The organism is Rhodococcus indonesiensis, assembly GCF_047782815.1.
Lineage (GTDB): Bacteria > Actinomycetota > Actinomycetes > Mycobacteriales > Mycobacteriaceae > Rhodococcus > Rhodococcus indonesiensis.
This window is the reverse complement of the sequence record NZ_CP180630.1, coordinates 5,511,072-5,536,171: the sequence shown is the minus strand read 5'-3', so window position 1 is coordinate 5,536,171 and position 25,100 is coordinate 5,511,072. Positions and strand designations below refer to the sequence as shown.

The window sequence follows — 25,100 nt, the reverse complement described above, 5'->3', positions numbered from 1 at the left end:
GTCGCGTCCTCCCCAGTTCTCTCGGTCCGAATTCCACACGATTATCCACAGATGTGGACAACCACAGGGTGGCGCCCTGTGGATGAGGCTGGGGAGTTGTCGAGGTCGAGGCGGACGGATGAGCAGCCGCGACGACCGGCTCGGATCCGAAGTGTCCAGTGTGACATGTCTCGAGACGCCCGGCGCGCGTGGCCCCGGGCTAGCGACTGCGGATTCCGGTTCCCGCCCGGCTCGGCGGCCGGGCGCAACGCCGGTGCCCGCGGGGCAGGGGTGATCGGCCCTGCTCACCGCGGTGGTGGGCGACGAGGAACTGCCCCGGCGAAACCATGAACGGGAGCGTACCGGAGCATGAACGGGGTCACGCGACTTCGTGTTGCGAACGTGACGAGGGGGGAAAATGGCGTGCGGCGTGTCGTCTTGCGTGTGCCGCGTCGTCGCGGTTTGATTTCGTGCTTGCCGCCGAGTAGCCTCGAACAGTCACTCATACAGCAGTGACGGATCCGTGCTGCCACGCAGTGTTCTCTTTTCGCGTACGGCACGTGTTCATGCGATTTTCGTACACGTTGGACCGAGGACGCCGACCGGCGTCACAGAACTTCGAGGAGTGTTGACCGTGGCCAAGGGCAAGCGGACGTTCCAGCCGAACAACCGACGCCGCGCGCGCGTTCACGGCTTCCGTCTCCGGATGCGGACCCGTGCGGGCCGCGCGATCGTGTCGGCGCGCCGCCGCAAGGGCCGCTCTTCGCTCACCGCCTGATCCCGATTCCGGGAGCTCGGGGTGCTACCTGAGCCGTATCGCCTGCGGCGCCGCGCGGACTTCTCCGAGACAGTTCGTCGCGGCCGCCGACAGGGACGGCGAGACCTGGTCGTGCACGCGATCGAGCGGGAGCAGGCCGAGCTGGTGGTGAGTTTCGGCGGTCCACGATTCGGATTCGTCGTGAGCAAGGCTGTCGGGCCGGCGGTGATTCGACATCGAGTCGCACGCCGGCTTCGTCATATCTGTGCGACGCTCGTCGACGAGGTTCCCGCCGGCGCTGACGTCGTCGTCCGGGCTCTGCCCGGTGCCGCCTCGGCGTCCTCACACGAACTCGACCGGCAGGTTCGCTCCGGCCTCGCCCGCCTGGGCCTGGTCGAGACGGCGCGGCGGCCGGGATGAACGCGGGCGAGGTGCTGCAGTCGGTGCGCTCCGCACCGGCGCGAATGTTGATCTTCTGCATCGAGCTCTACCGCACGTACGTGTCCCCGACGCGCATGCCGACCTGCCGTTTCACCCCCACCTGCAGCGAGTATGCCGTCGAGGCGTTGCGTACCCGCGGGTTCGTGGTGGGCGCCGTATTGACGGTCGTCCGGCTGCTCAAGTGCGCGCCCTGGCACCCTGGGGGCTGGGATCCGGTACCCGAGCGGCGGCATCGATCGGTCGACCGGGATCCCTGACCGGCACTGAAGACTTCGGACCGACGCCGCTGGGTGGCGACCTTGGACGACCTGAGGAGTACATAGAGCCGTGCTCGACTTCATCTACTATCCCGTGTCCTGGATCCTCTGGGTCTGGCACAACGTATTCACGGCACTGCCCGGACTGGAACCCGACGACGGTGCGACCTGGGCGCTGTCCGTGGTCTTCCTCGTCTTCACGCTGCGGGCGATCCTGTACAAGCCGTTCGTCAAGCAGGTCCGGACGACGCGGCAGATGCAGGAACTGCAACCGCAGATCAAGGCGCTGCAGAAGAAGTACTCCAACGACCGGCAGCGGCAGGCCGTCGAGCTCCAGAAACTGCAGAAGGAGCACGGCTTCAACCCGCTGATGGGTTGCCTCCCGGTGTTGCTGCAGGCGCCGGTGTTCATCGGTCTGTTCCACGTGCTGCGCTCGTTCAACCGCACCGGTGAAGGCTTCGGTCAGCTCGGGCTGTCCCCGGAGGAGAACGCGCAGCTCGGCAACTATGCGTTCAGCCCGGAGGACGTGCAGTCGTTCCTCAGTGCGCGCCTGTTCGGTGCGCCGATCTCGGCGTGGATCACGCAGCCCGAGGCATCGCTGGTGGCGTTCGAGCCGTTCGGCGGGATTCCGTCCCGGCTCGACATCGCGCTCGTCGCCATCCCGCTCATGATCGTGGCGGGCATCGCGACGCACTTCAACTCTCGTGCCTCCGTCGCCCGGCAGAGTGCGCAGGCCGCGGCCAATCCTCAGGCCGCGATCATGAACAAGCTGGCGCTGTACGTGTTCCCGCTCGGCGTCATCGTCGGTGGTCCGTTCCTGCCGATCGCCATCCTGCTGTACTGGGTGAGCAACAACATCTGGACCTACGCGCAGCAGCACATCGTCTTCCGCAAGATCGACCAGGAAGAAGAGGCCAAGAAGCAGGCCGCGATCGCACGCCGCAGCGACAACGCTCCCAAGCCCGGCGCCCGTCCCGATCGGACGACGAAGAAGAAGACTGCGTCCACCGGTACGGAGGGCACCGCTGGTACGTCGGAGGTCTCCCTGGAGAAGACGGGCGCGGACGACGCGTCCGGCGGTGCCGAGCCGTCCGCGCCGCCGTCCGGATCCCCCAAGAATGCGGCCGGATCGAAACGCCCCGGCGGCTCGAAGAACTCCAAGCGCAAGCGGCGCTGACCGAAGAAGAGAGAGCGAATCATGGCCAGTGACCTGGACAAGGCACAGGAGGATGCCGACGTGACCACCGAGACGCCGGATCTCGATGCGGATTCCGACTCCGAGGACGATCTGCTGGTCGAGGAGGGCGAGATCGCCGGTGACTACCTCGAGCAACTGCTCGACGTGCTGGACTTCGACGGCGACATCGACCTCGACGTGGAGGGCGATCGCGCGGTCGTGAGCATCGACGGCGGCAAGGACCTGTCCAAGCTCGTCGGTCGCGACGGTGAGGTCCTCGACGCCCTGCAGGAGCTCACCCGTCTCGCCGTGCAGCAGGTCACCGGTGAACGCAGCAAGCTGATGCTCGACATCGCCGGCTGGCGAGCCGGCAAGCGGGCCGAGCTCAGCGCGCTGGGCACCGCTGCCGCGAAGCGTGTCCTGGAGACCGGAGAGCGTGAGGAGCTGACTCCGATGACGCCCTTCGAGCGCAAGATCGTTCACGACGCGGTGGCCAGGATCGACGGTGTCTCCAGCGAGAGCGAGGGCGCCGAGCCGCAGCGCCGGGTCGTCGTCGTCAAGGACTGACCGACAGCAGTTCGACCGGACAGCAGGAGGGAGGGATCTCGGCGCGCGACGCCGGGATCCCTCCCTTCTCTCGAGGCGAGGTGGTCGCCGGGAGAGGATGTTTCACGTGGAACAGGACGAGGGACGCATTCACGAGGTCGCCGTTCGCGTCTTCGGTGAGCGACTCGGTCTCGCGGAGCAGTACCGGGATTCGCTCGCGACCGACGGTGTGGAGCGTGGACTCATCGGACCGCGCGAGGTCCCCCGACTGTGGGACCGTCACCTGCTCAACTGCGCCGTGCTCGGTGAGCTGATCGACGAGGGTGAACGTGTCGTCGACGTGGGCAGCGGTGCCGGTCTGCCGGGTATCCCCCTGGCCATCGCCCGTCCCGATCTGCACGTGATCCTCGTCGAGCCGTTGCTGCGTCGGTCGGTGTATCTCGCCGAGTTCGTCGAAGCGCACGGCCTGACCAATGTGCTCGTCATTCGCGGGCGTGCGGAGCAGCCCGGCGTCGTGAAGGAGGCCGGTGGGTCGGATGTCGTCACCTCCCGTGCCGTGGCCCCCCTGGCGAAACTCGCCAAATGGTCGCTGCCGCTCGTGCACGAGGGCGGGCGGATGCTGGCACTCAAGGGTTCCAGCGCGGCGGAGGAGATCGAGCGTGACCGTGACGAGCTGGCCCGTCTCGGTGCCGGCAACCTCGAGGTCCTCGAGTGTGGTGTGGGTCTGCTCGAGACACCCACCCTCGTGGTGAAGGCCGAGCGGATGCCGCGGCCGATTCGGCGGCGCAAGAAGCATTGATCCGGTTTCACGTGAAACCGCTCCGCGCTCTCGAGTGAAAGACTCTCTCGAGCATCGCACTCGAGAGGATGCGTGCCTCGAGGGACTCGAGGCGATGAAGAGTGCCTGTCGGCGTGGATTGTTCATCCCCCGTCGGGCCCCCATTCGAAGGCTGGACCGCGCGCCGCTCGTGACCCCCGCCTCGAGATTCGGTCTCGAGACCCCGGGCTCGAGGACCCGCGGTGGGTCTCCCCGTCGCGTCACGGTTCCGGCCCCCGATCCTGGCCGAAATTCGCTCTGGTATGGCCGATCCTGTTCACATCCACCGCCTGTCGACCTCTTCGGCAGGAAGAGTCACCGAAGTTGTTGGCGGCCTTGACTGTTGGAGCCAGTGGTCAGGTGAGTCCGGAAGGGCAGATCTGTTGCGGCACGCGCCCTTCCCCCTACCCTCGTTCAAATCGTCACTGTGACAGTAGCTCCCTCCTTCGCGCCGGATCTGGCGCCGAGGGCGGAGCGTTGTTTCACGTGAAACCCGCTCTTTTCGGTTTCACGTGAAACAGCGGATTTCACGTGAAACGAGATCCGTCGGCGACGTCGTCGCACCCCCGCGGAAGGCGGATGGGATACTGAGTCGAAACGAGGAAAGGGAGTGAGCCGGCAACGGTCGCCAACCCTCGCCGGCGCGCTCCCCTTTCCGAGTTCGGGCATCAGTCACTGCGCCTCGGCTCACTCCACCCCCCGTGGGACCGAAACGGTGACCGGCCGCGGCGATCGAGCGCGGATCACCGGCGTGGTGTCGCGAGGGGGATGTACCGTGCGGGTGTCGACAACAAAGGAGCGGTCAATGTCGGGTGGATCTGAATCCGCTGTTTCACGTGAAACCGAGACGCAGAGGACGATGGCAGCCGCGTCCGAGTCCGCCGAGGACGAGTTCTCTCCGATTCCGTACGAGGGACTCTCCCCGCTGGACACCCCGATCGGCGCCGCTGCGCACCGGGCCAGTCAGGTGCTGCACCCGAGTTCCGTGAACGCTCTCCCCAAACCGGCCCACCGTCGAGTGATCACGATCGCGAATCAGAAGGGCGGGGTCGGCAAGACCACGTCCACTGTGAACCTCGCCTCCGCCCTCGCCGTCCAGGGGTTGACCGTCCTCGTCGTCGATCTCGATCCTCAGGGCAACGCCAGCACCGCTCTCGGAGTGCCACACCACTCCGGCATCCCGTCGAGCTACGAGGTGCTTCTCGGTGAGGTCAAGGCGGCCGAAGCCGTCCAGCAGAGCCCGCACAGCGAGCGCCTGTTCTGCATCCCGGCCACGATCGATCTCGCCGGCGCCGAGATCGAACTCGTCTCGATGGTGGCGCGCGAGAACCGTCTGAAGAACGCCCTCTCCGCGGCTGCGCTGGGCGACCAGGACTTCGACTACGTGATCATCGACTGTCCCCCGTCACTGGGTCTCCTCACCGTCAATGCGCTCGTCGCGGCGAAAGAGGTGCTCATTCCTATCCAGTGCGAGTACTACGCGCTCGAGGGCGTCGGCCAGTTGCTGCGCAACATCGAGCTGGTCCAGTCGCACCTCAATCCCGAGCTGCACGTCTCCACCGTGCTGCTCACGATGTACGACGGCCGCACGAAGCTCGCCGATCAGGTGGCGGAGGAGGTGCGTGCCCACTTCGGCAGCGCGGTGCTTCGCTCTGTCATCCCCCGCAGCGTGCGGGTCTCGGAAGCTCCCGGGTACGGGATGACCGTCCTCGACTACGATCCAGGTTCGCGCGGTGCGATGAGCTACCTCGACGCGGGACGCGAACTGGCCGCACGTGGGTACCGGAACGAGAAGCAGGGGAACGAATGAGCGCGACACGCAAGGGCGGGTTGGGTCGGGGTCTGGCGTCGCTGATTCCGACCGGCCCGGCGGCCGCCCCCGGTCTCGGTAACGCTGCGGCGGACGTGATCATCGGCGACAACCGCAAGACCGCGTCGAAGAAGGCTGCTGCCACCGCACCGACGAAGTCCGGGAGCACCAGGACCGATGACACGAAAACCGGGGGCATGACAACCGAGGGCGACGGCGGTCCGGCGCCCACGCCGGCACCACTCCCCTCCCCCGCCGGCGCGGTCTACCTCGAGATCGACGCGGACAAGATCGAACCGAATCCGCGACAGCCGCGGCAGGTCTTCGACGAGGAGGCGCTCGCCGAGCTGGTCCACTCCATCCGCGAGTTCGGGCTCATGCAGCCCATCGTCGTGCGCAGGATCGACGGCGAGCGGTACCAGCTCGTCATGGGTGAGCGCCGGTGGCGTGCCGGCCAGGAGGCCGGGCTCGCCACCATTCCGGCGATCGTCCGTGAGACCGACGATCAGTCCCTCCTGCGCGACGCGCTGCTCGAGAACATCCACCGCGTCCAGCTCAATCCGCTGGAGGAAGCCGCGGCCTATCAGCAGTTGCTCGAAGAGTTCGGGGTCACCCACGAGGAACTCGCGGCCCGCATCGGACGGTCCCGTCCCGTGGTGACGAACATGATCCGCTTGCTCAAGCTGCCGATCCCCGTCCAGCGACGGGTCGCGGCGGGGGTGCTGTCCGCGGGGCATGCCCGCGCCCTGCTGTCCCTCGAGGCCGGGCCCGACGCGCAGGAGGTTCTCGCGGCCCGTATCGTCGCCGAGGGACTCTCCGTCCGGGCCACCGAAGAAGCGGTCATGCTGGCGAATCGCGGCGACGGGAAGGACACCGCGCCTCAGCAGCGCCGCAAGCCCATCCAGATGCCCGGCCTGCAGGACGTCGCGGAGCGCCTGTCCAATTCCTTCGACACCCGGGTCACGGTCAGCCTGGGCAAGCGCAAGGGCAAGATCGTCGTGGAGTTCGGTTCGGTCGACGACCTGGAGCGGATCGTGGCGATGATGGAAACTCAGGCCGACCCCTCTTGACGCCTCGGCACGTCAGGACGACAGTCGAGGATACGGACATGGAGGCTGAGTAACCCAGTGTCGACTCGAGTCACAACTCTCACCCTGGGCGGAATGGACCAGCTGTCGGCACACGCCCGACGCTGTGTGTTCTGGGAGATGGATCCCGCGGCGGTACGCGACGCGGGCGGGTTCTACGATCCGGAGTTCGAGAAGGAGGCGTGGCTGTCGATGGTCATGCTCCAGTGGGGTTCCTGCGCCCAGGTCGCCACGCTCGACGACAAGCCCGCCGGCAGCGCGTTCTACGCCCCGCCGAACATGGTGCCGCGTGCCCACCTGTTCCCGACCTCCCCGGTGAGCGCGGATGCCGTTCTGCTGACCACCATGCGGATCGAACCGCTCGCGGAGGACAGCGACCTCGGCACGGGACTGATCCGCGCGGTGATCTCCGATCTGATCCGCCGCAACGTACGCGCGATCGAGGCCTTCGGGTACCGGTCCGACGGAGAGCCGGAGAGCGATGTCCCCGGCGCAACGGCGGCCCGGGACTGCTCCCCCACCGAGTGCATGATCGAGGCTGGATTCCTCGAGGACATGGGCTTCGAGGTGATCGCCCCCCACCACCGTTACCCCAGGTTGCGACTCGAACTCGATCGCGATCACGAATGGAAGATGGGCGTGGAAGCGGCCCTGGACCGTCTGCTCGAGGAGGCCGCACTCACCGTCGCGGGCATCTCGGACCGCACGCCCGTGGGGGCGGCCCGCTGAGCGAACCGCTCAGCGGGTCTCGGTGATCGACAGCTCCTCGGCGAGCAGTTCGGCGAAGGTGTAGGTGCCGGTGGGCTGATCGTCCTGCCCCAGCAGGTACAGACGCTTCACCGAGATGAGGATCGCTTCCGCGATGATGTCGCGTGAACGAGGGTTGGCCAGGACCGAGGCGTCCTGCGCGTTCGTGAGATACCCGAGATCGATCTGCACGGTCGGCATATTCGTCAGGCGCAGCAGATCCCACGTGCGGCCGTGGCTGCGGCAGTCCCGCAGCGGCGTGCGTGCGGTCACTTCGCGTTGGATGAACCCGGTGAGCACCTGGCCGATCATCGACTCGGAGCCGTGCGCATTGCCGTAGTGGAAGCTCGCGATACCGCTCGCGGCCGAGTTGGGGCTGCTGTCGCAACGCAGGGAGATCATCAGATCGGCGCCGAACGCGTTGGAAGTTCCGGCCCGCTCGATGTTCGACGGGTTCGCGTGATACGGCCGGGAGAGGAAGGTCTCCATTCCCGTCGCGGCCATGCGGCCCTCGAGGCGACGAGCGAGGTCCCAGAGGATGTCGGCCTCGGAGATGTCGCCGTGCGGGCTGCGCACGATGATGCCGTGGTCGCGCCCGCCGAGGCCGGGATCGATGACGATGCGTTTGCCGCTCAGGTGCGGACCGGACCGGCGGACGATCTCCTCCTCGCTGATGGCGTGCGGAGACCCACCGGTGACCCGGGTGCCGAGCAGCTCCAGCGAACGGAGGGTCTCGGGACCGCAGATGCCGTCGGGCGCGAGACCGATCTCCCGCTGGAAGGAACTCAGCGCCTCGTGGGTGCGCGGTCCGAAGTAGCCGTCGACCCGGTCCACGTAGAACCCGAGGTCCTGCAGACGCCGCTGCAAGGTCGCGACGTCGTCGCCGTAGAGCGGGGCGGAGAGCTGATAGATGAGGGTGCGGGCGCCGAGCCGGTACGAGGCTTCCTTCAGCGACCGGTACGTGGCGGGACCGACGATGCCGTCGACGAGCAGGCCACGATGCTGCTGGAACGCGCGCACCGCGCTGTCGAGCTCACGGTCGAACACCGCATCGGAGCCCACCCAGCTGTCGCCGGCGGCGACGTCGGACTCGCCGTGCAGAAATCCGAGGCCGGTGAGGGTGCTCCGGATTTCGGCGACGGCAGGGCCATGGTCGCCGTAGCGCAGTCGGTGCATGTCTCGGCCCTTTCCGTGCTGCTGACCTGCTGTGCCCGGTGTTCCACCAGACCATCGTTCGATTGTCGCAGATGCGCCCGGACCACGAATAATCCGGGCGCATCCGTGTCGACGTGGAAAACGGCGATTCAGAGTACGTCGGCGAGGTCGCGGAGGAGGGCCGCCTTGCCCTTCGCGCCGACGATGGTCTTCACCGGCTTGCCGCCGGAGAACAGGATCATCGTCGGGATCGACATGACCTTGTAGTCGCGCGCCGCAGCGGGGTTGGCGTCGATGTCGAGCTTGGCGATCTTGAGCTTGTCGGAGTGCTCTCCGGCGATCTCCTCGAGAACGGGAGCCACCATCTTGCACGGGCCGCACCAGGTGGCCCAGAAATCGACCAGTACCGGCTTGTCGGACTGCAGGACGTCCTCGACGAACGAGGCGTCGGAGATGGTGACGGTGTTCTTGTCGGCCACGATGGCTCCTACTCGATGAGGGGGGAAGGGATCAGTATCCGGCGTTGACGGTGATCGGGTGGTGGTCCGGCAGTTCGGCGAGCCAGCGCTCGGCATCGAGCGAGGCGGAGCAGCCGGTGCCGGCGGCGGTGATCGCCTGGCGGTAGAGGTGGTCGACGAGGTCACCGGCGGCGAACACACCCGGCAGGTTGGTGGCGGTCGTCGGCTGCTGCACCTTCACGTAGCCGGCGTCGTCGACGTCGACCTGTCCGCGGACGAGTTCGCTGCGGGGGTCGTGGCCGATCGCGACGAACATGCCGGTCACCGGAAGGGTGCTGCGTTCGCCCGTGACGGTGTCCTCGAGGACCAGACCGGTGACGGAGGTATCGCCGAGCACCTCGACGGGCTTGGCGTTGGTGACGATGCGGATCTTCTCGTTCGCGCGGGCACGGTCGAGCATGATCTTCGAGGCGCGGAACTCCTCGCGACGGTGGACGAGGGTGACGCTGCGGGCGAAGCGGGTCAGGAAGGTCGCTTCCTCCATCGCGGAGTCGCCGCCGCCGACGACGGCGATGTCCTGGTCGCGGAAGAAGAAGCCGTCGCAGGTGGCGCAGGCGGACACACCGCGTCCGAGGAGCTGTTCCTCCCCCGGGATGCCGAGGTAGCGGGCGGCGGCACCCATCGCGAGGATGACGGCGCGGGCCTGGTAGGTCTGTCCGTTGGCGACGACCTTCTTGACGTCGCCGGTCAGGTCGAGTTCGTCGACGTCCTCGGTGCGGATGTCGGCGCCGAAACGCAGGGCCTGCTCGCGCATCTGATCCATCAGGTCCGGCCCCATGATGCCCTCGCGGAAGCCGGGAAAGTTCTCGACTTCGGTGGTGGTCATCAGGGCGCCGCCGAACTGGGTTCCCTCGAACAGCAGCGGCTTCAGCTCGGCACGGGCGGCATAGATCCCGGCGGTGTATCCGGCCGGACCCGAACCGACGATGACAAGGTCGTGGATCGTGGAATCAGTGGTCATGCGAGCCTTCCGTGTCTGCTGGTACTTCTGCCTGCTGGTACTTGACGGACGAGCCTGAAGGCCCGTGACCGGGACGTCAGCGGTCCACAACGTCAGTGGTCCACAACATGGGTCAACAACAGGGTAAGGGGTGTTGTTCCTCGCGTGCCGTGCGTCACGCCACAGTGCGGCGTATTCTGCCCCGCTGTCAGCCGGGCTGGGGCGGGAGCCCGGCACCCGGAGGTCGAATCGTCACGTTGACGATATGACCGTCGAAGCCGTGCCGTGTCGTCCCGGCATCCGGTCCCCTCCCCCACGCGCGTCCGGGCCGATGCCCGGCATGTCGACGGCCCCGGCCACGCCCGCCGGGAGCCGGGCGCGCGAATCGTCCGTGTGCTCCGGCCGAGCGGTGTGACGCACGAGCGTCGCGATCGGCGCCGGGCAGGGACCGCACCGGGTTCGACTCAGGGAGCGCGTATCTCGTGCCTGAACGCCGCGGAGCCTCGGTCCGCGTGAGGATCCCGCGTGCGTCAGGCGGGGTGTTCCACCTCGCGCAGGGCTTCGCGCACGACGCAGCGGGTTCCGGTGTAGATGGTCGGCATGCACTTGTTGCAGTGGATGCACAGCCCCTCGCGCACGTGTTCGTCCCGGAACCTGTTGACGAGGTACGGGTCGCGCAACAGCGCTCGGCCCATCGCGACGAAATCGAATCCCTCGTCGAGCGCGTTCTCGATGGTGTCGATCCGGTTGATGCCGCCGAGGAGGATGAGCGGCATGCTCAGTTCAGCCCGGAACTGCCGGGCCATCGGGAGGAAGAACGCTTCCTCGAAGGGGTAGGCCGGGAAGAGCCTCGGCCCGTAGAACCGTAGCCCCAGTCCGACGAGTCGGGGCTGGGACGCGACGAACTCGGCCATCGGGACGTCGCCGCGGAAGAAGTACATGCCGTTGAGCAGCGAGCTGCCGCCCGTGAGTTCCATTGCGTCGACGTGACCGTCGGATTCGATCAGTCGCGCCATCGGCAGGCTCTCGTGCAGCCACAGTCCCTTCGGGACGCCGTCCGTCATGTTGAACTTGACGATGACGGCGACCGAGTCGCCGGCTGCTTTTCGGACGGCCTCGAGAACGCGCCGGGGAAACGCGGTTCGCTTCTCGAGACTGCCGCCGTAGCGATCGCCGCGCTTGTTGAGATTCGGGCTGAGGAACGAGCTGAGCAGATAGTTGTGCCCCAGATGCACCTCGAGCGCGTCGAATCCGGCCTCGACGGCGTAGCGGGTCGCGTTCTCGAAGTCGGCGACGACCTGATCGAGTTGCTCGAGGCTCGCGCCCCGCACCAGGCCCATCGCGGGGGCGCTGACGCGGGTGGACGGAGCGAGGGTCTTCGTCCCGTTGGAGATCTGGTTGGCGACGAGGCCGGCATGACCGATCTGCGCCGAGGCGAGCGCGCCCTCGGCGTGCACGGCGTCGGTGAGCCGCCGCAGGCCCGGGACGGTGTCGCGGTCGAGGACGACGGTGTTGCGATGCACGCGTCCGCCGGGTGCGACGGCGCAGTATGCGACGGTGGTCAGGGCGGTACCACCGCGAGCGACCTCGGCATGGAACTCGACGAGTTCGTCGGTGACGCGGCCGCCGGGCATGACGCCTTCGAAGGTCGCGGCCTTGAGGATGCGGTTGCGCAGGGTGAGCGGCCCGAGCCGGGCGGGCTCGAACACGGCAGGTCGCGACGAGGTCATGCCCCTACTTTCGATGCCAGTGGTTCTGTAACGTGTTGCAACTATAGTGCGGCGACGTGCCGTGCGCCACAATCACCGGTGATGACCACATTCGACCGCTCCCCCGCGCCCGCCGGCCGCCCCCGCGATCCACGTATCGACACCGAGGTCCTCGCCGTGACCCGTGAGATGCTGCTCGAGGTCGGCTGGGAGCGCCTGAGCCTGCGCGGTATCGCAGCCCGCGCCGGGGTGAGCCGGGCGGCGCTGGCCCGGCGGTGGCCGTCCAAGGCGCACCTCGTGCTCGACTCGATTCTCGGTTCCGCACCGGACCTGGCACCGATCGAGGGGACGGACCGTCGCGGCTGGATCGAATGGGTGGTTCAGGGCAGTGCGGACCTGTTCGCCCGCCCCGACGTCCGAGCTGCCCTGCCCGGGCTGATCGGGGCGCTCCGCGATCACGAAGATCTGCGGAACACGCTGTGGCGCAACTTCAGCGGCCCGAGCACGGCCCTGTTCTCCGACGGCTCCTCCCGCGCCGACCTCGACGCGCGTGCCGTGCTCGTCCTTGCCGCGGGTGCGGCGATGTTCGCGAGCATCGTTGCCGCCGAGGACGATACGGCCGCCCTGCGGGCACGGATCCTCGACCTGCTGATCCCTGTCGCCGACGATTGAACTTCTTGCGACTCAACCGATCCCATGGACCACCAGAGTGGCCGGGTCGGAGGCGCCGCACCCGGTGCCCACCACCAGCGCCGTCAACCGCGGCGACGCGGGGTCACCGAGGAGCAGTGCCACCGCCTCCCGGCCTTCGAAGCGGATCGTGCGCGCCCCCAGTAGCGGTCGTGACTCGTCGATTCCGTTGGCCGCGAGGCATTCCCGGAGGGAATTCCGGTCCGACAGAGGCCCGGTGTCCGCGGAGCCGATCATCGCGCGCCACGTCGCCGGATCGAGTACGTCGGTGTCGGGTGCGATGACGGCAGGCGCAGCTGTCGACGCCGGAAGCCCGGGACGGTCCGCGCCGTGGGCGACGACGGCGAATCCGATCGCCACCGCGGCCGCGGCGGCGATCCCGGCGCCGGCCGCAGCGAGTCGTCGGCGGCGGCGCGCGGCGGCCTCGGCGGTCAGCGCCGCATCGATCCGGGCCGCGACGTCCGGCGGGATCGACGGCCCCCCGGCGTCTTCGGCTTCACCCAGAGCCCGCAGGCGGCGGCCGACGGAGTCGAGCGCGGCGATCACCGTCATGGCGTCCGGATCCCGTCGCACCGCCGGCCACAACCGGGCGGCCACATCGTCGTCCAGAACCCCGGCGTGCAGATCGGCGAGCAGGTCGGCAGAATACGGCGGCTGCGGCAGCTCGTCCTCGGTCATCCGCTGTCCTCTCCGCCTCCTCGGGTGCCCTCACCAGGATAAGACGGTCACCGATCACGATCGGTTCCCCGTCTCTCGCAGGTCGCCGAGAAGCACCGCAAGCCGACGACGCCCCCGCGCGCACCGGCTCTTGACGGTGCCCTCGGGGACGCCGAGCCGCCGGGCCGCCTCGCTCACCGACCGGCCTTCCACGTCGACCGCGACGACTGCGGCACGCTGGTCCGGCGGCAAGGCGCCCAGCGCCGCCTCGATGTCGAGCGCAATCTCCCGCTCCGCGATGCGATTTCGTTCGTCACGGACGTCGGTGTGGTCGTCGTACAGCGGAACCGTAGGTCGTGCCCGGTTGCGCCGGATACGGTCCAGGCATGCGTTCACCACGATGGTGTGCAGCCAGCTGCGCACCGCCGCGTTGTTCCGGAATTTCCCCGCCGTACGATGCGCCGACAGCAACGCCTCCTGCAGGGCGTCCGCCGCATCCTCCGGCGAGTAGCTGGTGCGGCGCGCCACCTGCCACAGATGGTCGTAGTGCCGTTCGAGCAGGTGCGCGAACGCACGTCGGTCCCCCGCCACGTGCGCCGCCAGCAATTCGGCGTCGGACATGGCAATTCCTGCGATCCCCCCCAAAATTCGCACGCGCGGATGGTAGCCGATCGAGGTGGGCTACCGGGGGTGCGAGCGCCGGGCTACTCGGCGGCGGTGAACGTCACCTCGGCGATCGAGCTCTTGTTGCCGCCACCGGACGTGCTCAGGCCCGTGATCCACACCAGCACGTCGGAGGTGCGTCCCTCGGACTCGACAGGGATCTCCGTGACGCCGGAACGCAGTGTCGCCGAACCGATCACCTGGGTCTGGTCCAGGGACGCCTGGTCCGACGGCGCGCTGCGGATCTCGACCTTCGTGCCCGGGCTGTCCGACGTCACCGACACCGACGACAGCGCCGCCGGCTCGGCCAGCGCCACCATCAGGCCCACTCCGTTCTTCAGCGCGGGGAACGGCTGGAAGTAGGCGTCGGTGCTCCACTCCGTCGAGGGATCGCCGTCGATCGCCAATCGCGCCGTCGCCGGCGAGTCCGGAGTGCCCTGAGGGGAGAACACCGACACCGCCGAGGCCGCCACCGGTCCCGCGGCTGCGGCCGGCGCCGGTGCCTGGGCCACCGGTTCCGACGGGGCCTCGGTGGTCGGGGTGAGTCCGAAGTCCTGACTCGTGAGCGGCTCGTCGGAGCTGCCCCCCGCGAGCAGGTTCGCGATCCACCAGCCGATCAGGGCGAGGAGCACCACGGTGGTGATGCCGAGACCGACGAGCGCGAACAGCATCCGCTCGGACCGCTTCTTCTCCTCGGCGAGGGCCTCCGGGTCCGCGAGCGCGTGGTTGGTGGCACCGGCAGTGCGCTGCCCGAGCCGCAGCGCCGGGATCATGTCGGTCTTCTGGTCCACGACCGAGGCTTGGCCGAGGATGTGCTGCACGGTGGCCGCCGTCCGGATGCCGCCGTCGGCCGCGAGCGCGCGCACCGCGACCGCAGAGATCTCGAACGGCACCTCCGGCCGCAGCGCGCGGGGTTCTACCGGGATGCCCTCGGCGGTCAGGTCCGCGGGACGCATCCCGCCGATCGTGCCGCCGGTCTGGGCCGGGGGCTGCTGCCCGGGCGCGGCCTGCTCGGGCAGCGGCCAGCGCGCGGTGATCAGGCCGTAGAGGCTCGCGCCGAGGCCCCGGACGTCGGAGGTCACGTCCGCGTCGGCGAAGGTGGCGGGGAAGGCCAGCACCGCGTCGCCGGCGACACTGATGCGGATCCGGTCGGGGTGGTCGATCGAGAGGGCACCGCCGCCGCGGTGCGCAGCCTCGGCCGCGGCCGCGAGGGCCTGCACCGCGCGTGCCGCACCGAGCGGGGACGGCTCGGTGCCGGACATCTCGCGCAGCGAACGGCCGGGCGTCCACTCCGAGACGACGATGCCGCCCGAACTGCCGCGGACCACGTCGAGTACCCGGGCGAGCCCCGGTGAGTTGATCCGGCCCAGCCGCAGCGTGCGCGACAGGATCGCCTGCGGGCCGTCGGGGCCGGTCACGTCCCCGGCGCGCTGCTCGGCGTCGACGAACGTCAGCGCCACCTCACGGTCGAGTTTGACGTCCTGGGCCTGCCAGAAGCGCAGACCGCGCGCGCCGCCGTGCGGCGCGAGCAGACGGTAGCGACCGCCGGCGACCGACGCGCCGGGGATCAGTTTCGGCCCGCGCATCGGAGTGCGCGGCGCGGACCCGGGCACCCGCAGGGGCGGCAGCTGGGGCGAGCCGACGGGGACGACGCCGGTGTCGACGTGGGGATCGCGCCGCGGCCGACCGGAACCGGACCGGCCGTCGGCCGTCCCGCCGACGGACTTCTGGGACGAGGTGGAACGATCGGGCGTGCCGGCCTGCGGGGACCGGGTGCCGTCGGCGTCCGTGGACACCGAACCCGGATCGGTCGATGCGGACTCATCGACCGTGGACTTACCGGTAGCGTGATCGTCGCTCACCCTCACTCCTTCTTGTTCGACTCGCCCGCCCCGGAGGTAACCGGGAGGCCGTCCGGCATCCGCGAACCGGCGCGATCCGTCCCGGGCGGTCCGAACCTGCCGTCGACCAGGGTACGGGAGTTGCCCGTGTGCATCGATGTGGCTCGGCAGGTCCCGGAGCGCGGGAATCACCTCGGTGACCGCGTCGTAGGGAGCCACCCCGTAGTCGCCGTAGTCCAGACGCGGCAACACGATGGTCTTCTCCGCCTCGGACTCCCGGTTCGCCTCGAGTTCGGCGATCTCGTCGGCGTCGGCGTCGGCGACCTCCGGTTCGACGGGCGTGCGACCGCGCAGCGCGTCGACCTTGCGCCGGACCGCCGCGGTGATCGCCAGGATCTCGGGCACCTTCAGCAGCCACATGACCGTGAGGGTCACCAGCAGCATCAGTGCGCCGGTGATCGCGACCCGCACCATCGAACCGACGCCGCCGAACCGGTCGCTGAGCGCACCGAGTCGCAGCAGCCGATCGGCGATCAGCATCGCCACCACGCCTGCGGCCGACGCGGTCACCACGTGCCACAGGGTCCGGCCCACGTTCGCCATCCGCAGATCGCCGAGGGCGCGGTGCAGCAGGAACCCACCGATGCCCGCCCCGACCGTGAACGCCAGGCCCGTCGCCACGCCCAGCAGCAGCACCACCTGGTCGTCGTTACGGGCGACGACGGGCGCGAGGGCGGACAGGGCGATCTTCACGGCGGTGATGCCGAGGATGATCCACGTGGGGGTCCACGCCTGCTCGCGCGCGTAGAACACGCGCAGATGAATGAGGACGAGGGCGTACGGGATCAGGGTGAACGCCGACCAGCTGACGGCCTGGCCGAGCCGTTCGGCGTTGCCCTCGCCGAAGCTGCCGTAGCCGTACAGGGCCGTGCCGATCTGCGGGCCGGCAACCGTGAAGAACACGACGATCGGGATGAGCGCGATCATCGTCAGCCGGGTCGCGACCGACAGGTCGTCCACCACGGCGGGGGTGTCCTCCGCGGCGGCATTGCGGCTCAGCCGCGGCATGATCGCCGTGAGCACCGTGACGCCGAGCACGCCGTACGGCAGCTGCAGCAGCAGCCACGCGTTGTTGTAGATCGCCGGGCCGGCCGCGTCGGCACTCGACGAGACGTGGGTCGCGAACACCATGCCCGCCTGGCTGATGAGCACGTACAGCACGATGGCCGCGGCCATGCCGCCGAACTGGCGCAGCCGGTCGTCGAGTCCCCACAGCGGCTTGATGCTGATCCCCTCGCGGCGCAGCGCCGGCACCAGGGACATCGCCTGGGTCACCACACCGAGGGTGACGCCGCAGCCGAGCAGCAGCAGATGCGGGTCGCTCATCCGCACCGGGTCGAGGGTGATCTCCCCGGGCAGCAGGAAGTACAGGACGAGAACCGTGATGACGACGACGTTGTTCAGCACCGGCGCCCACGCGCCCGGTTTGAACACCTGCCGGGTGTTCAGGATGGCGGTGAGCAGCGCCGACAGGCCGTAGAACAGGATGGCCGGCAACAGCAGATACGTCAGCGCCGTGGTCAGAGTCGTCGACACCTTGCCCGTGTCGTCGAGGAAGAACCGGGTGACGAGGACCGGCGCGGCGGCGGTGGCCAGCAGCGCGGCGAGCCCGAGCACGGTGACGGAGACGGTGAACAGGCGCCGGACGAAGGCCGTACCGCCGTCCGGATCCTCGCGTTCGGCGCGGACCAGCACCGGCACGACGATCGAGGTGAGGACGGCACCGAGCACCAGCTCGGAGATCATGTTCGGGATCTGGGCGGCGACCGTGTAGGAGCTGGCGACGGCGGCACCGAGCAGGGTCAGCAGCAGCACCTGCTTGACGAAGCCGGTGATGCGGCTGATCAGGGTGGCGAAGGCGATCGAGCCGGTCGCGGCGAGGAGGCCGGGGTTCTTGCGCGGGGCCGGCTCCGCCGCCGCGGGGGCGGGCGGGGCGACGTCCTCACGGGTCGGATTCCCGGTCATTTCTTCTCGTACCCTTCGTCGGCTGGATCGGGCTCGCCGCGGAAGCGGTGCAGGAGACGACGGCCCGCCAGGAACAGCAGCAGCGCTCCCGCACAGCCGGTGACGATCGCGAGAACCTGGCCGTACGCGTTGGACCGTACCGTCACGTTCGTCGGGGTGCCGAGCGGCAGCCCGGACTCCGTGGTCAGGGCGAACTCGACACCGATCTTCCGCGAATCGCTGATCTGCGCCGGCACCGTGAGGGTGCGGCTGCCCCGCGGCGGCAGCTGCGTGGGTCCGATGTCGGTGATCTTCATCGCCGACGGGGCGTCCACGTGCAGCCGCACGGTGATGCCCACCGGCAGATCGTTGCGCGCGACCAACAGTAGGGGACTCTGTTCCGAGGTCAGCGTGTAGACACCACCCGGTGAGAGCACGGTCACTCCCGCGAACATCCCGTCGACGGCGTCGCGGACCTCGTCGCCGCGCCGCACCGCGTCGCGTGCTGCGGCACCGGGGTCGGGCCCGCGCCGGCCCGCCAGACTCATCGCCCGCAGCAGATCCTCGCGCAACGGCGCGGTGAACTGCTGCGGTGTCAGCTGTGCCTGGGGATCCTCGACGAGCGCCTCCTCGAACGCATCCAGCCGGGGCGCCTGCTCGCGGGCCGTGTCCAGCACCTCGGCCGAGGCGCCGTCGACGATGGCCTGCTCCGGGTAGGACAGCGCGACGGTGGGGGCGTCGCCGGGCACCGGTGCGAACAGGGTGTCGAACGGACGCGCGGTGGCCAGGCCCGAGCGGATCAGCGTGCCGACCATCGACAGGACCGCGGCGGCGTCGTCGCCGGAGGCGCTCCACGACTGCGGCGGCACGAACAGCACGGATTCCGGGACCGCGGGCGCGCCGGTGGACACGGTCCGGGTGGCGTCGTCCCCGGTGCGCAGCGTGGGCCAGCTCAGGGCGCCCAGCGCATCCTGCAGACGGGCGGCCGGGGAGTCCTCGGTGAGGTCGTAGCGGGCGTCCTCGGCGGTGAACGACGGCGTCTGCGGTGCGTCACCGAGCGCCGCGAGCGCGGTCGCGGCGGCGCTGTCGAACAGGACGGTGGACAGACCGTCCACCCCCCGCACGGGCACGGGACCCGTGCCCGCGGCCGAGTCCGCGGCGTCGACCGCGGTGTCGGCGAGCAGGGCCGTCACCGGGCCGTCGGCGGCGAGCAACGCCCCCGCCTTCTCGGTCAGGACCCCGGCATCGGGCCAGACCACGTCGCTACGGGTCGTCGTGATCCCGAGGATCGTGTTCACGATCCCGGTGGGGGCGGCGAGGGCGGGTCCGGCCAGTGATGCGTCGTCGAGTTCGGCGAGGGCGGCGGTATCGACCTGGGCGAACGGCACCGCCACCGTGCACATCGAGCCGGCGACGGCACGCAACCGTTCCAGCCATGCGGCGGCCGCCGCCGCCCCCTCCCCGTCACGGGCCTCGCCCATCGGCTCGGCGGGGTCCTCGACCACCAGATAGCCGCGGGTCATGTTGGCGACGGTGACGAGTAGGTCGGGGTCGACGGCCAGGCACAGCGCGTCGGCGACGCGGCGGTCCTCGGCGGTGACCGCCCGCTCGGCGGCGTCGAGCAATCCGTCGAGGCGACCGCCGTCGGCGAGCGACGTCGCGAGGTCGTCGTCGACGAGGCGGACCGGGTCCGTCGCCGAGCCGGGCACCCCCGCCGCGAGGCGTGGCCGGTCCGCGAGCGGCCACATCATCGTGACTCCTACGGGGGCGGACGTGTCCGGCGGCACGGGGCGGTCCGTCCGGTTCTCGCTCGGGGGCACTCCGAGCACGGGCAGCAGGAACCGGGCGTCGTCGAGCCGGGCCTGACCGCCGTACTCGGGAGCGCCGTTGACGTTGACGAGCAGCGGGTACACCCCGGGCGTATCGATTTCCAGCGACGGGTCCTGCGCCGAGCGCAGCGCCAGTTCGAGACGGAACTGCCGCTGCTCACCCTGCTCGAGGACGTCGGCGACCGGCTCGAACGGGCCCGTGCGGTCGTAGGCGGTCTGATCCCAGGTCAGCGCGGTGCGCAGCTCCTCGGCCGAGCCGGCCGCCGGGGCACGCTGCAGCCGCACGGCGATGTCCTCGACGTCGCGGTCCCCGACGTTCTCGAGCGTGCCGCTCACCGTCACCACCGGCTCGCTGCTGGTGGACACCGTCGTCGGCGTCACCGAGTCGATGCGCAGTTCCAGGAAGCGCGGCGCATCGGACGCGTCGCTGCGCGGCTGGGCGACGGACACGCCCGCCGTCGTCAGGACGAGCGCGAGCACGGCGAGAACGGCCGCCGCGGCCCGGCGAGCTGCCGACGTCATCCGAGACGGGCCTCCGGTCCGCCGGGTCCGAGCAGCATCGACGGATCCATCTCGGCGATCAACTGGTCGGCGACGTCGGCGAGCCTGCGCTCGTCCGCGTACGCCAGGCGTGAGCGCAGCTCCGGCAGCGGGACCCAGGCCACCTCGGTGACCTCGACGTCGGCGTCGGAGAGCTCGCCGTCCAGGTAGCGCAGCAGGTAGTGGTGCACGGTCTTGTGGACGCGCCGGCCCTCGGTGACGAACCAGTAGTCGATGCTGCCGAGGGTGGCGAGGACGGTGCCGTGGATGCCGGTCTCCTCGTGGACCTCGCGCATCGCCGTCTGCTCGGCGGTCTCGCCCTTCTCGATGTGTCCCTTCGGCAGCGACCACAGCAGCCGGCCCCGCCGGTCGGTGCGTCCGATCAACGCCGCGCACAATTTCTCGGGGGGTCCGCCGAGGCCGTCGACCACCAGTCCCCCGGCCGAGGTCTCGCGGACCGTGCGCAGGTGAGGCTTCGACGTGTCGGAGGTGGGCCGGCCACCGGACTTGGCGCCCGCGCCACGCCGCCGCGAGGTGCGGCGGTTGCGGTTGGCACGTTCTGCGGGCGACACCTCATCGATACTAGTTGGCGGGACGCGCCCGGCGGTTCAACCAGGCACGTCCGGAGCGCGCACCGGTGCGTTCGGCCACCTCGGTAAGGTTCGAAGACGTGAACTCTCCCTCCACCGACACCGAGCGGCGCGCCCGACTGCTCGCCGGGGCCGACGCGACGCTGCGTGCGCTGTCGGACATCCTGGCGCCGCTCGGTGCGCGCTTCACCGCCGCCGGTCACGAGCTCTACCTGGTGGGAGGGAGCGTCCGGGACGCGGTCCTCGGTCGCCTCGGCACCGATCTCGACTTCACCACCGACGCGCGACCCGAGCAGGTGCAGGCGTTGCTGCGCGGCTGGGCCGACCACCAGTGGGACACCGGCATCGACTTCGGCACGATCAGCGCGGTCAAGGGACCGGAGCAGATCGAGATCACCACGTTCCGCAGCGACGCGTACGACCGCGTCACCCGCCATCCGATCGTCGAGTACGGCACCCGCCTCGAGGACGACCTCGTCCGGCGCGACTTCACCGTCAACGCCATGGCCGTGCGCATCGGCCCGACCGGCGCGGAGGACTTCGTCGATCCGCTCGGCGGAATGGATGCCCTGATCGCCGGGGTCATCGACACTCCCGCGCTGCCGAGCGAGTCGTTCCACGACGACCCGCTGCGGATGCTGCGCGCGGCGCGGTTCGTCTCCCAGCTGGGGTTCGGGCTGGCCGAACGCGTCCACGACGCGATCGTGGCCATGGCCGACGAGATCCTGCGGATCAGCGCCGAGCGGGTGCAGGCCGAACTCGACAAGCTGATCCTCGGTGACTACCCCATCGAGGGCATCGACATCATGGTCGAGACGGGTCTCGCCGAGCGGGTGATCCCGGAGATCCCGGCGATGAAGCTCGAGATCGACGAGCACCATCAGCACAAGGACGTGTACTGGCATTCGCTGACCGTGCTCCGGCAGGCCATCGACCTCGAGGACGGCGACCCCGACCTCGTGCTGCGCTGGGCAGCCCTGCTGCACGACATCGGCAAGCCCGCGACGAAGCGCAACGAGCCGGGCGGTGGGGTCAGCTTCCACCACCACGAGGTCGTCGGCGCCAAGCTCGTCCGCAAACGGATGCGGGCGCTGAAGTACTCCAAGCAGATGATCGACGACGTCGGTCAGCTCGTGTTCCTGCACCTGCGGTTCCACGGCTACGGCAAGGGCCAGTGGACGGATTCGGCGGTCCGTCGCTACGTGCACGACGCCGGTGATCTGCTGCCCCGGCTGCACAAGCTGGTCCGGGCGGACTGCACCACCCGCAACAAGCGCCGGGCCGCGGCGCTGCAGGCCACGTACGACGATCTCGAGACACGCATCGAGCGGATCGCCGAGCAGGAGGACCTGGCGAAGGTCCGGCCCGACCTCGACGGCAACGCCATCATGGAACTGCTCGGCCTGAAGCCCGGCCCGCAGGTGGGGCAGGCGTGGAAGTTCCTCAAGGAGCTGCGGCTCGACCGTGGACCCCTCGATCGCGACGAGGCCGAGGCCGAGCTGTTGAAGTGGTGGTCGCAGCAACCGAAGTCCTAGCGGCCGGGTAGCCGCGGCCGCCCCGGGCATACGCGCGAATTCTGATCATGCTGCGATTGCGTCAAAGTCATGACTCATTCCAGAAAAGTGCGTCATAGTATCCCCGTGCCCTCGACGCAGGAATTCGTGGAGCAATTGCGTACGGCGGAGCTGCGCGTGACCCGGCCCCGGATCGCAGTGCTGGAGGCGGTGCACGAGCACCCGCATGCCGACACGGAGACGATCTTCGGGGCCGTGCGCACCGGTCTGCCGGACGTGTCCCGGCAGACCGTGTACGACGTGCTGCACGCCCTGACCGGTGCAGGTCTGGTGCGGCGGATCCAGCCGTCCGGTTCCGTCGCACGCTACGAGTCGCGGGTCGGGGACAACCACCACCACCTCGTCTGCCGGTCCTGCGGGGCCATCGTCGACGTCGACTGTGCCGTCGGCGAGGCGCCCTGTCTGACGGCGTCCGACCACAGCGGCTTCCACGTCGACGAGGCGGAGGTCATCTACTGGGGCACGTGCCCCGACTGCTCGGCAGCTCACGCTTCGCGGTCACATCCGTGATCACCGTCAGATTCACCGCATCCGGAAGGAAGGGCCGACGTGTCCAACAGTGAAAGCGAAAATCCGGTAATCCCGTCTCCCGAGCCGAAGCCGCATCGGCCCAGGACCAACCGGGACTGGTGGCCCAACCAGCTGGATCTGCAGGTCCTCCACCAGCATTCGCCCCTGTCCAATCCGATGGGACCGGACTACAACTACGCCGACGAGTTCGCAAGCCTCGACGTCGAGGCCCTCAAACAGGACATCTTCGCGCTGATGACGACGTCGCAGCCGTGGTGGCCGGCCGACTACGGCCACTACGGCCCGCTGTTCATCCGGATGAGCTGGCATGCCGCGGGCACGTACCGCATCGCCGACGGCCGGGGCGGTGGCGGCAAGGGCGCCCAGCGCTTCGCTCCCCTCAACAGCTGGCCCGACAACGCGAGCCTCGACAAGGCGCGCCGGCTGCTGTGGCCGATCAAGCAGAAGTACGGCCGCAAGCTCTCCTGGGCGGATCTGCTGATCTTCGCCGGCAACTGCGCGTACGAATCCATGGGATTCGAGACGTTCGGTTTCGCCTTCGGCCGCGAGGACATCTGGGAGCCCGACGAGGTGTTCTGGGGCCCCGAGGACACCTGGCTCGGGGACGAGCGGTACAGCGGCGAGCGGGAACTGTCCGGCCCGCTCGGCGCCGTGCAGATGGGGTTGATCTACGTCAATCCCGAAGGGCCCAACGGTAATCCGGATCCGCTCGCCGCGGCCATCGACATCCGGGAGACGTTCGGCCGGATGGCGATGAACGACATCGAGACGGCGGCACTCATCGCGGGCGGGCACACCATCGGCAAGACCCACGGTGCCGCGACCGCCGACCACGTCGGTCCCGAGCCCGAGGCCGCCCCCATCGAGCAGATGGGCCTGGGCTGGAAGAACTCCTACGGCACCGGCGTCGGCGGGGACGCGATCACCAGCGGGCTCGAGGGCGCCTGGACCCCCACCCCGCGGCAATGGGACAACACCTACCTCGAAACCCTGTACGGCTACGAGTGGGAGAAGACCAAGAGCCCCGCCGGCGCGTGGCAGTGGATCCCGAAGGACGGGGCCGCCGCCGACGCCGTCCCCGACGCCCACGATGCGTCCAAGCGTCACACACCGGTGATGCTGACCACGGATCTGTCGCTGCGGTTCGACCCGATCTACGGGCCGATCACCCGTCGCTGGCTGGACAACCCGAAGGAATTCGAGGAGGAGTTCGCCAAGGCCTGGTACAAGCTGCTGCACCGCGACATGGGGCCGGTCACGCGCTACCTCGGACCGTGGGTCCCCGAGGCGCAGCTGTGGCAGGACCCGGTTCCCGCGGTCGATCACGAACTGATCGGCGCGGACGACATCGCCGCCCTGAAGACCAAGATCCTCGAGTCGGGACTGTCCATCCCGCAGCTGGTCGCCACCGCGTGGGCGTCGGCGGCGAGCTTCCGTGGCACCGACAAGCGCGGCGGGGCCAACGGTGCCCGCATCCGCCTCGAGCCGCAGAAGAACTGGGAGATCAACGAACCCGGCCGGGTGGCCGAGGTACTGCAGGCCCTCGAGCAGATCCGGCAGGACTTCGACAGCGGTCAGTCCGCGAAGAAGGTCTCGCTCGCCGATCTGATCGTCCTGGCCGGCTGCGCCGCAGTCGAACAGGCGGCGAAGAACGCCGGTGTCGAGATCACGGTCCCGTTCTCGCCGGGCCGCACCGATGCCTCGCAGGAACAGACCGATACGGAGTCGTTCGCCGTACTCGAGCCCCGGGCCGACGGGTTCCGCAACTACCTGCGCGACGGTGAGAAGCAGCCGCCGGAACGGTTGCTGCTGGACCGGGCGAACCTGTTGACGCTGACCGCTCCGGAGATGACGGTGCTCGTCGGCGGACTCCGGGCCCTGAACGCCAACTTCGGGCAATCCGCCCACGGCGTGTTCACCGATCGGCCCGAGGCACTGACCACCGACTTCTTCGTGAACCTGCTCGACATGCGCACGGAGTGGAAGGTGTCCGAGTCGACCGAGAACGTCTACGAGGGCCGCGACCGGGCTTCGGGTGAGGTCAGGTGGACAGCCACGGCCGTCGACCTGGTCTTCGGTTCGAACTCGCAGTTGCGTGGAATCGCCGAGGTCTACGGCAGCGCCGACGCGCAGCAGAAGTTCGTCCAGGACTTCGTCGCGGCATGGAACAAGGTGATGAACCTCGACCGGTTCGACCTCACCTGATCCTCGAGGATCGGCCTTCCCCCGGCCGATCCTCC

The 25,100-nt window shown here is 69.2% G+C and carries 22 protein-coding genes; 13 read left to right on the top strand and 9 right to left on the bottom strand.

Annotated features, from left to right (window positions below; translation table 11 throughout):
• The first annotated feature begins 613 nt into the window (after positions 1–613).
• The 9 genes from rpmH (at position 614) to ACM26Y_RS25410 (ending at position 7,601) form a co-directional block, all read left to right on the top strand.
• Positions 614–757 (top strand): 50S ribosomal protein L34, encoded by a 144-nt coding sequence (rpmH, locus tag ACM26Y_RS25450; RefSeq protein WP_003936647.1) that lies wholly within the window; start codon positions 614–616, stop codon positions 755–757.
• Between the two features lie 21 nt (positions 758–778).
• The gene (gene rnpA / locus ACM26Y_RS25445; protein ID WP_416062311.1) at positions 779–1,156 is read left to right on the top strand and encodes a ribonuclease P protein component; all 378 of its coding nucleotides are present in this window, start codon (positions 779–781) and stop codon (positions 1,154–1,156) included.
• Positions 1,153–1,434 carry a membrane protein insertion efficiency factor YidD gene (yidD, locus tag ACM26Y_RS25440; protein WP_003936650.1) on the top strand — a complete coding sequence of 94 codons (282 nt, stop codon included), beginning with the start codon at positions 1,153–1,155 and terminating at the stop codon, positions 1,432–1,434. The genes rnpA and yidD overlap by 4 nt, the downstream gene beginning before the upstream one ends.
• A gap of 70 nt (positions 1,435–1,504) precedes the next feature.
• Complete coding sequence (yidC, locus tag ACM26Y_RS25435) at positions 1,505–2,611, top strand: membrane protein insertase YidC (protein ID WP_003936651.1); 1,107 nt, start codon at positions 1,505–1,507, stop codon at positions 2,609–2,611.
• Positions 2,612–2,632: 21 nt separating this feature from the next.
• Positions 2,633–3,178 (top strand): protein jag, encoded by a 546-nt coding sequence (locus tag ACM26Y_RS25430; RefSeq protein WP_003936652.1) that lies wholly within the window; start codon positions 2,633–2,635, stop codon positions 3,176–3,178.
• Between the two features lie 97 nt (positions 3,179–3,275).
• Positions 3,276–3,956 (top strand): 16S rRNA (guanine(527)-N(7))-methyltransferase RsmG, encoded by a 681-nt coding sequence (gene rsmG, locus ACM26Y_RS25425; protein WP_040782341.1) that lies wholly within the window; start codon positions 3,276–3,278, stop codon positions 3,954–3,956.
• 823 nt (positions 3,957–4,779) lie between these two features.
• Positions 4,780–5,784 (top strand): ParA family protein, encoded by a 1,005-nt coding sequence (locus ACM26Y_RS25420; RefSeq protein WP_040782345.1) that lies wholly within the window; start codon positions 4,780–4,782, stop codon positions 5,782–5,784.
• Positions 5,781–6,854 carry a ParB/RepB/Spo0J family partition protein gene (locus ACM26Y_RS25415; RefSeq protein WP_416062310.1) on the top strand — a complete coding sequence of 358 codons (1,074 nt, stop codon included), beginning with the start codon at positions 5,781–5,783 and terminating at the stop codon, positions 6,852–6,854. Before ACM26Y_RS25420 ends, ACM26Y_RS25415 begins: the two co-directional genes overlap by 4 nt.
• Before the next feature lie 57 nt (positions 6,855–6,911).
• On the top strand, positions 6,912–7,601 hold the full coding sequence (locus ACM26Y_RS25410; protein ID WP_416062309.1) for a GNAT family N-acetyltransferase: 690 nt from the start codon (positions 6,912–6,914) through the stop codon (positions 7,599–7,601).
• Positions 7,602–7,610: 9 nt separating this feature from the next.
• On the opposite strand, the gene ACM26Y_RS25405 is transcribed toward ACM26Y_RS25410, so the two are convergent.
• From ACM26Y_RS25405 to ACM26Y_RS25390, 4 genes are all read right to left on the bottom strand, one after another.
• Positions 7,611–8,795: an N-acetylmuramoyl-L-alanine amidase gene (locus ACM26Y_RS25405; RefSeq protein ID WP_289381730.1), complete on the bottom strand. Its 1,185-nt coding sequence runs from the start codon at positions 8,793–8,795 to the stop codon at positions 7,611–7,613.
• Between the two features lie 128 nt (positions 8,796–8,923).
• On the bottom strand, positions 8,924–9,253 hold the full coding sequence (gene trxA / locus ACM26Y_RS25400; protein WP_003936658.1) for a thioredoxin: 330 nt from the start codon (positions 9,251–9,253) through the stop codon (positions 8,924–8,926).
• Positions 9,254–9,284: 31 nt separating this feature from the next.
• Positions 9,285–10,253: a thioredoxin-disulfide reductase gene (gene trxB, locus ACM26Y_RS25395; RefSeq protein ID WP_416062308.1), complete on the bottom strand. Its 969-nt coding sequence runs from the start codon at positions 10,251–10,253 to the stop codon at positions 9,285–9,287.
• Positions 10,254–10,762: 509 nt separating this feature from the next.
• On the bottom strand, positions 10,763–11,962 hold the full coding sequence (locus ACM26Y_RS25390) for an NADH:flavin oxidoreductase (RefSeq protein ID WP_416062307.1): 1,200 nt from the start codon (positions 11,960–11,962) through the stop codon (positions 10,763–10,765).
• Between the two features lie 81 nt (positions 11,963–12,043).
• Between ACM26Y_RS25390 and ACM26Y_RS25385 the strand changes: the two genes are divergently transcribed.
• A complete protein-coding gene (locus ACM26Y_RS25385; protein ID WP_003936661.1) occupies positions 12,044–12,613 on the top strand; it encodes a TetR/AcrR family transcriptional regulator in 570 nt (189 codons plus the stop codon).
• A gap of 12 nt (positions 12,614–12,625) precedes the next feature.
• Here the strand turns inward: ACM26Y_RS25385 and ACM26Y_RS25380 are convergent, their stop codons facing one another.
• From ACM26Y_RS25380 to ACM26Y_RS25360, 5 genes are all read right to left on the bottom strand, one after another.
• Complete coding sequence (locus tag ACM26Y_RS25380; protein ID WP_289381735.1) at positions 12,626–13,309, bottom strand: hypothetical protein; 684 nt, start codon at positions 13,307–13,309, stop codon at positions 12,626–12,628.
• A 54-nt stretch (positions 13,310–13,363) separates the two neighbouring features.
• Positions 13,364–13,909, bottom strand: a complete 546-nt coding sequence (sigM, locus tag ACM26Y_RS25375; protein WP_003936663.1) for an RNA polymerase sigma factor SigM — start codon at positions 13,907–13,909, stop codon at positions 13,364–13,366.
• Positions 13,910–13,992: 83 nt separating this feature from the next.
• Positions 13,993–17,817, bottom strand: a complete 3,825-nt coding sequence (gene murJ, locus ACM26Y_RS25370) for a murein biosynthesis integral membrane protein MurJ (protein ID WP_416062306.1) — start codon at positions 17,815–17,817, stop codon at positions 13,993–13,995.
• Positions 17,814–20,147, bottom strand: coding sequence for a glycoprotein (locus ACM26Y_RS25365; protein WP_416062305.1), 2,334 nt, complete (start codon positions 20,145–20,147; stop codon positions 17,814–17,816). Before ACM26Y_RS25365 ends, murJ begins: the two co-directional genes overlap by 4 nt.
• Positions 20,144–20,737 carry an NUDIX hydrolase gene (locus ACM26Y_RS25360; RefSeq protein ID WP_003936666.1) on the bottom strand — a complete coding sequence of 198 codons (594 nt, stop codon included), beginning with the start codon at positions 20,735–20,737 and terminating at the stop codon, positions 20,144–20,146. Before ACM26Y_RS25360 ends, ACM26Y_RS25365 begins: the two co-directional genes overlap by 4 nt.
• Positions 20,738–20,835: 98 nt before the next feature.
• Between ACM26Y_RS25360 and ACM26Y_RS25355 the strand changes: the two genes are divergently transcribed.
• The 3 genes from ACM26Y_RS25355 to katG all read left to right on the top strand — a co-directional run bounded on the left by ACM26Y_RS25355 (position 20,836) and on the right by katG (position 25,065).
• Positions 20,836–22,290, top strand: coding sequence for a CCA tRNA nucleotidyltransferase (locus ACM26Y_RS25355; RefSeq protein ID WP_003936667.1), 1,455 nt, complete (start codon positions 20,836–20,838; stop codon positions 22,288–22,290).
• 105 nt (positions 22,291–22,395) lie between these two features.
• Positions 22,396–22,839 (top strand): Fur family transcriptional regulator, encoded by a 444-nt coding sequence (locus ACM26Y_RS25350; RefSeq protein ID WP_010595420.1) that lies wholly within the window; start codon positions 22,396–22,398, stop codon positions 22,837–22,839.
• Positions 22,840–22,878: 39 nt separating this feature from the next.
• Positions 22,879–25,065: a catalase/peroxidase HPI gene (gene katG / locus ACM26Y_RS25345; RefSeq protein ID WP_010595419.1), complete on the top strand. Its 2,187-nt coding sequence runs from the start codon at positions 22,879–22,881 to the stop codon at positions 25,063–25,065.
• Positions 25,066–25,100 lie beyond the last annotated feature (35 nt).

Excerpts from the sequence above, each read along its gene's own strand:
- yidD (WP_003936650.1), top strand. The coding sequence starts at position 1,153 with ATGAACGCGGGCGAGGTGCTGCAGTCGGTGCGCTCCGCACCGGCGCGA.
- ACM26Y_RS25430 (WP_003936652.1), top strand. The coding sequence starts at position 2,633 with ATGGCCAGTGACCTGGACAAGGCACAGGAGGATGCCGACGTGACCACC.
- rsmG (WP_040782341.1), top strand. The coding sequence starts at position 3,276 with ATGTTTCACGTGGAACAGGACGAGGGACGCATTCACGAGGTCGCCGTT.
- ACM26Y_RS25420 (WP_040782345.1), top strand. The coding sequence starts at position 4,780 with ATGTCGGGTGGATCTGAATCCGCTGTTTCACGTGAAACCGAGACGCAG.
- ACM26Y_RS25415 (WP_416062310.1), top strand. The coding sequence starts at position 5,781 with ATGAGCGCGACACGCAAGGGCGGGTTGGGTCGGGGTCTGGCGTCGCTG.
- ACM26Y_RS25405 (WP_289381730.1), bottom strand. The coding sequence starts at position 8,795 with ATGCACCGACTGCGCTACGGCGACCATGGCCCTGCCGTCGCCGAAATC.
- trxB (WP_416062308.1), bottom strand. The coding sequence starts at position 10,253 with ATGACCACTGATTCCACGATCCACGACCTTGTCATCGTCGGTTCGGGT.
- ACM26Y_RS25390 (WP_416062307.1), bottom strand. The coding sequence starts at position 11,962 with ATGACCTCGTCGCGACCTGCCGTGTTCGAGCCCGCCCGGCTCGGGCCG.
- ACM26Y_RS25385 (WP_003936661.1), top strand. The coding sequence starts at position 12,044 with ATGACCACATTCGACCGCTCCCCCGCGCCCGCCGGCCGCCCCCGCGAT.
- ACM26Y_RS25380 (WP_289381735.1), bottom strand. The coding sequence starts at position 13,309 with ATGACCGAGGACGAGCTGCCGCAGCCGCCGTATTCTGCCGACCTGCTC.
- sigM (WP_003936663.1), bottom strand. The coding sequence starts at position 13,909 with ATGTCCGACGCCGAATTGCTGGCGGCGCACGTGGCGGGGGACCGACGT.
- murJ (WP_416062306.1), bottom strand. The coding sequence starts at position 17,817 with ATGACCGGGAATCCGACCCGTGAGGACGTCGCCCCGCCCGCCCCCGCG.
- ACM26Y_RS25365 (WP_416062305.1), bottom strand. The coding sequence starts at position 20,147 with ATGACGTCGGCAGCTCGCCGGGCCGCGGCGGCCGTTCTCGCCGTGCTC.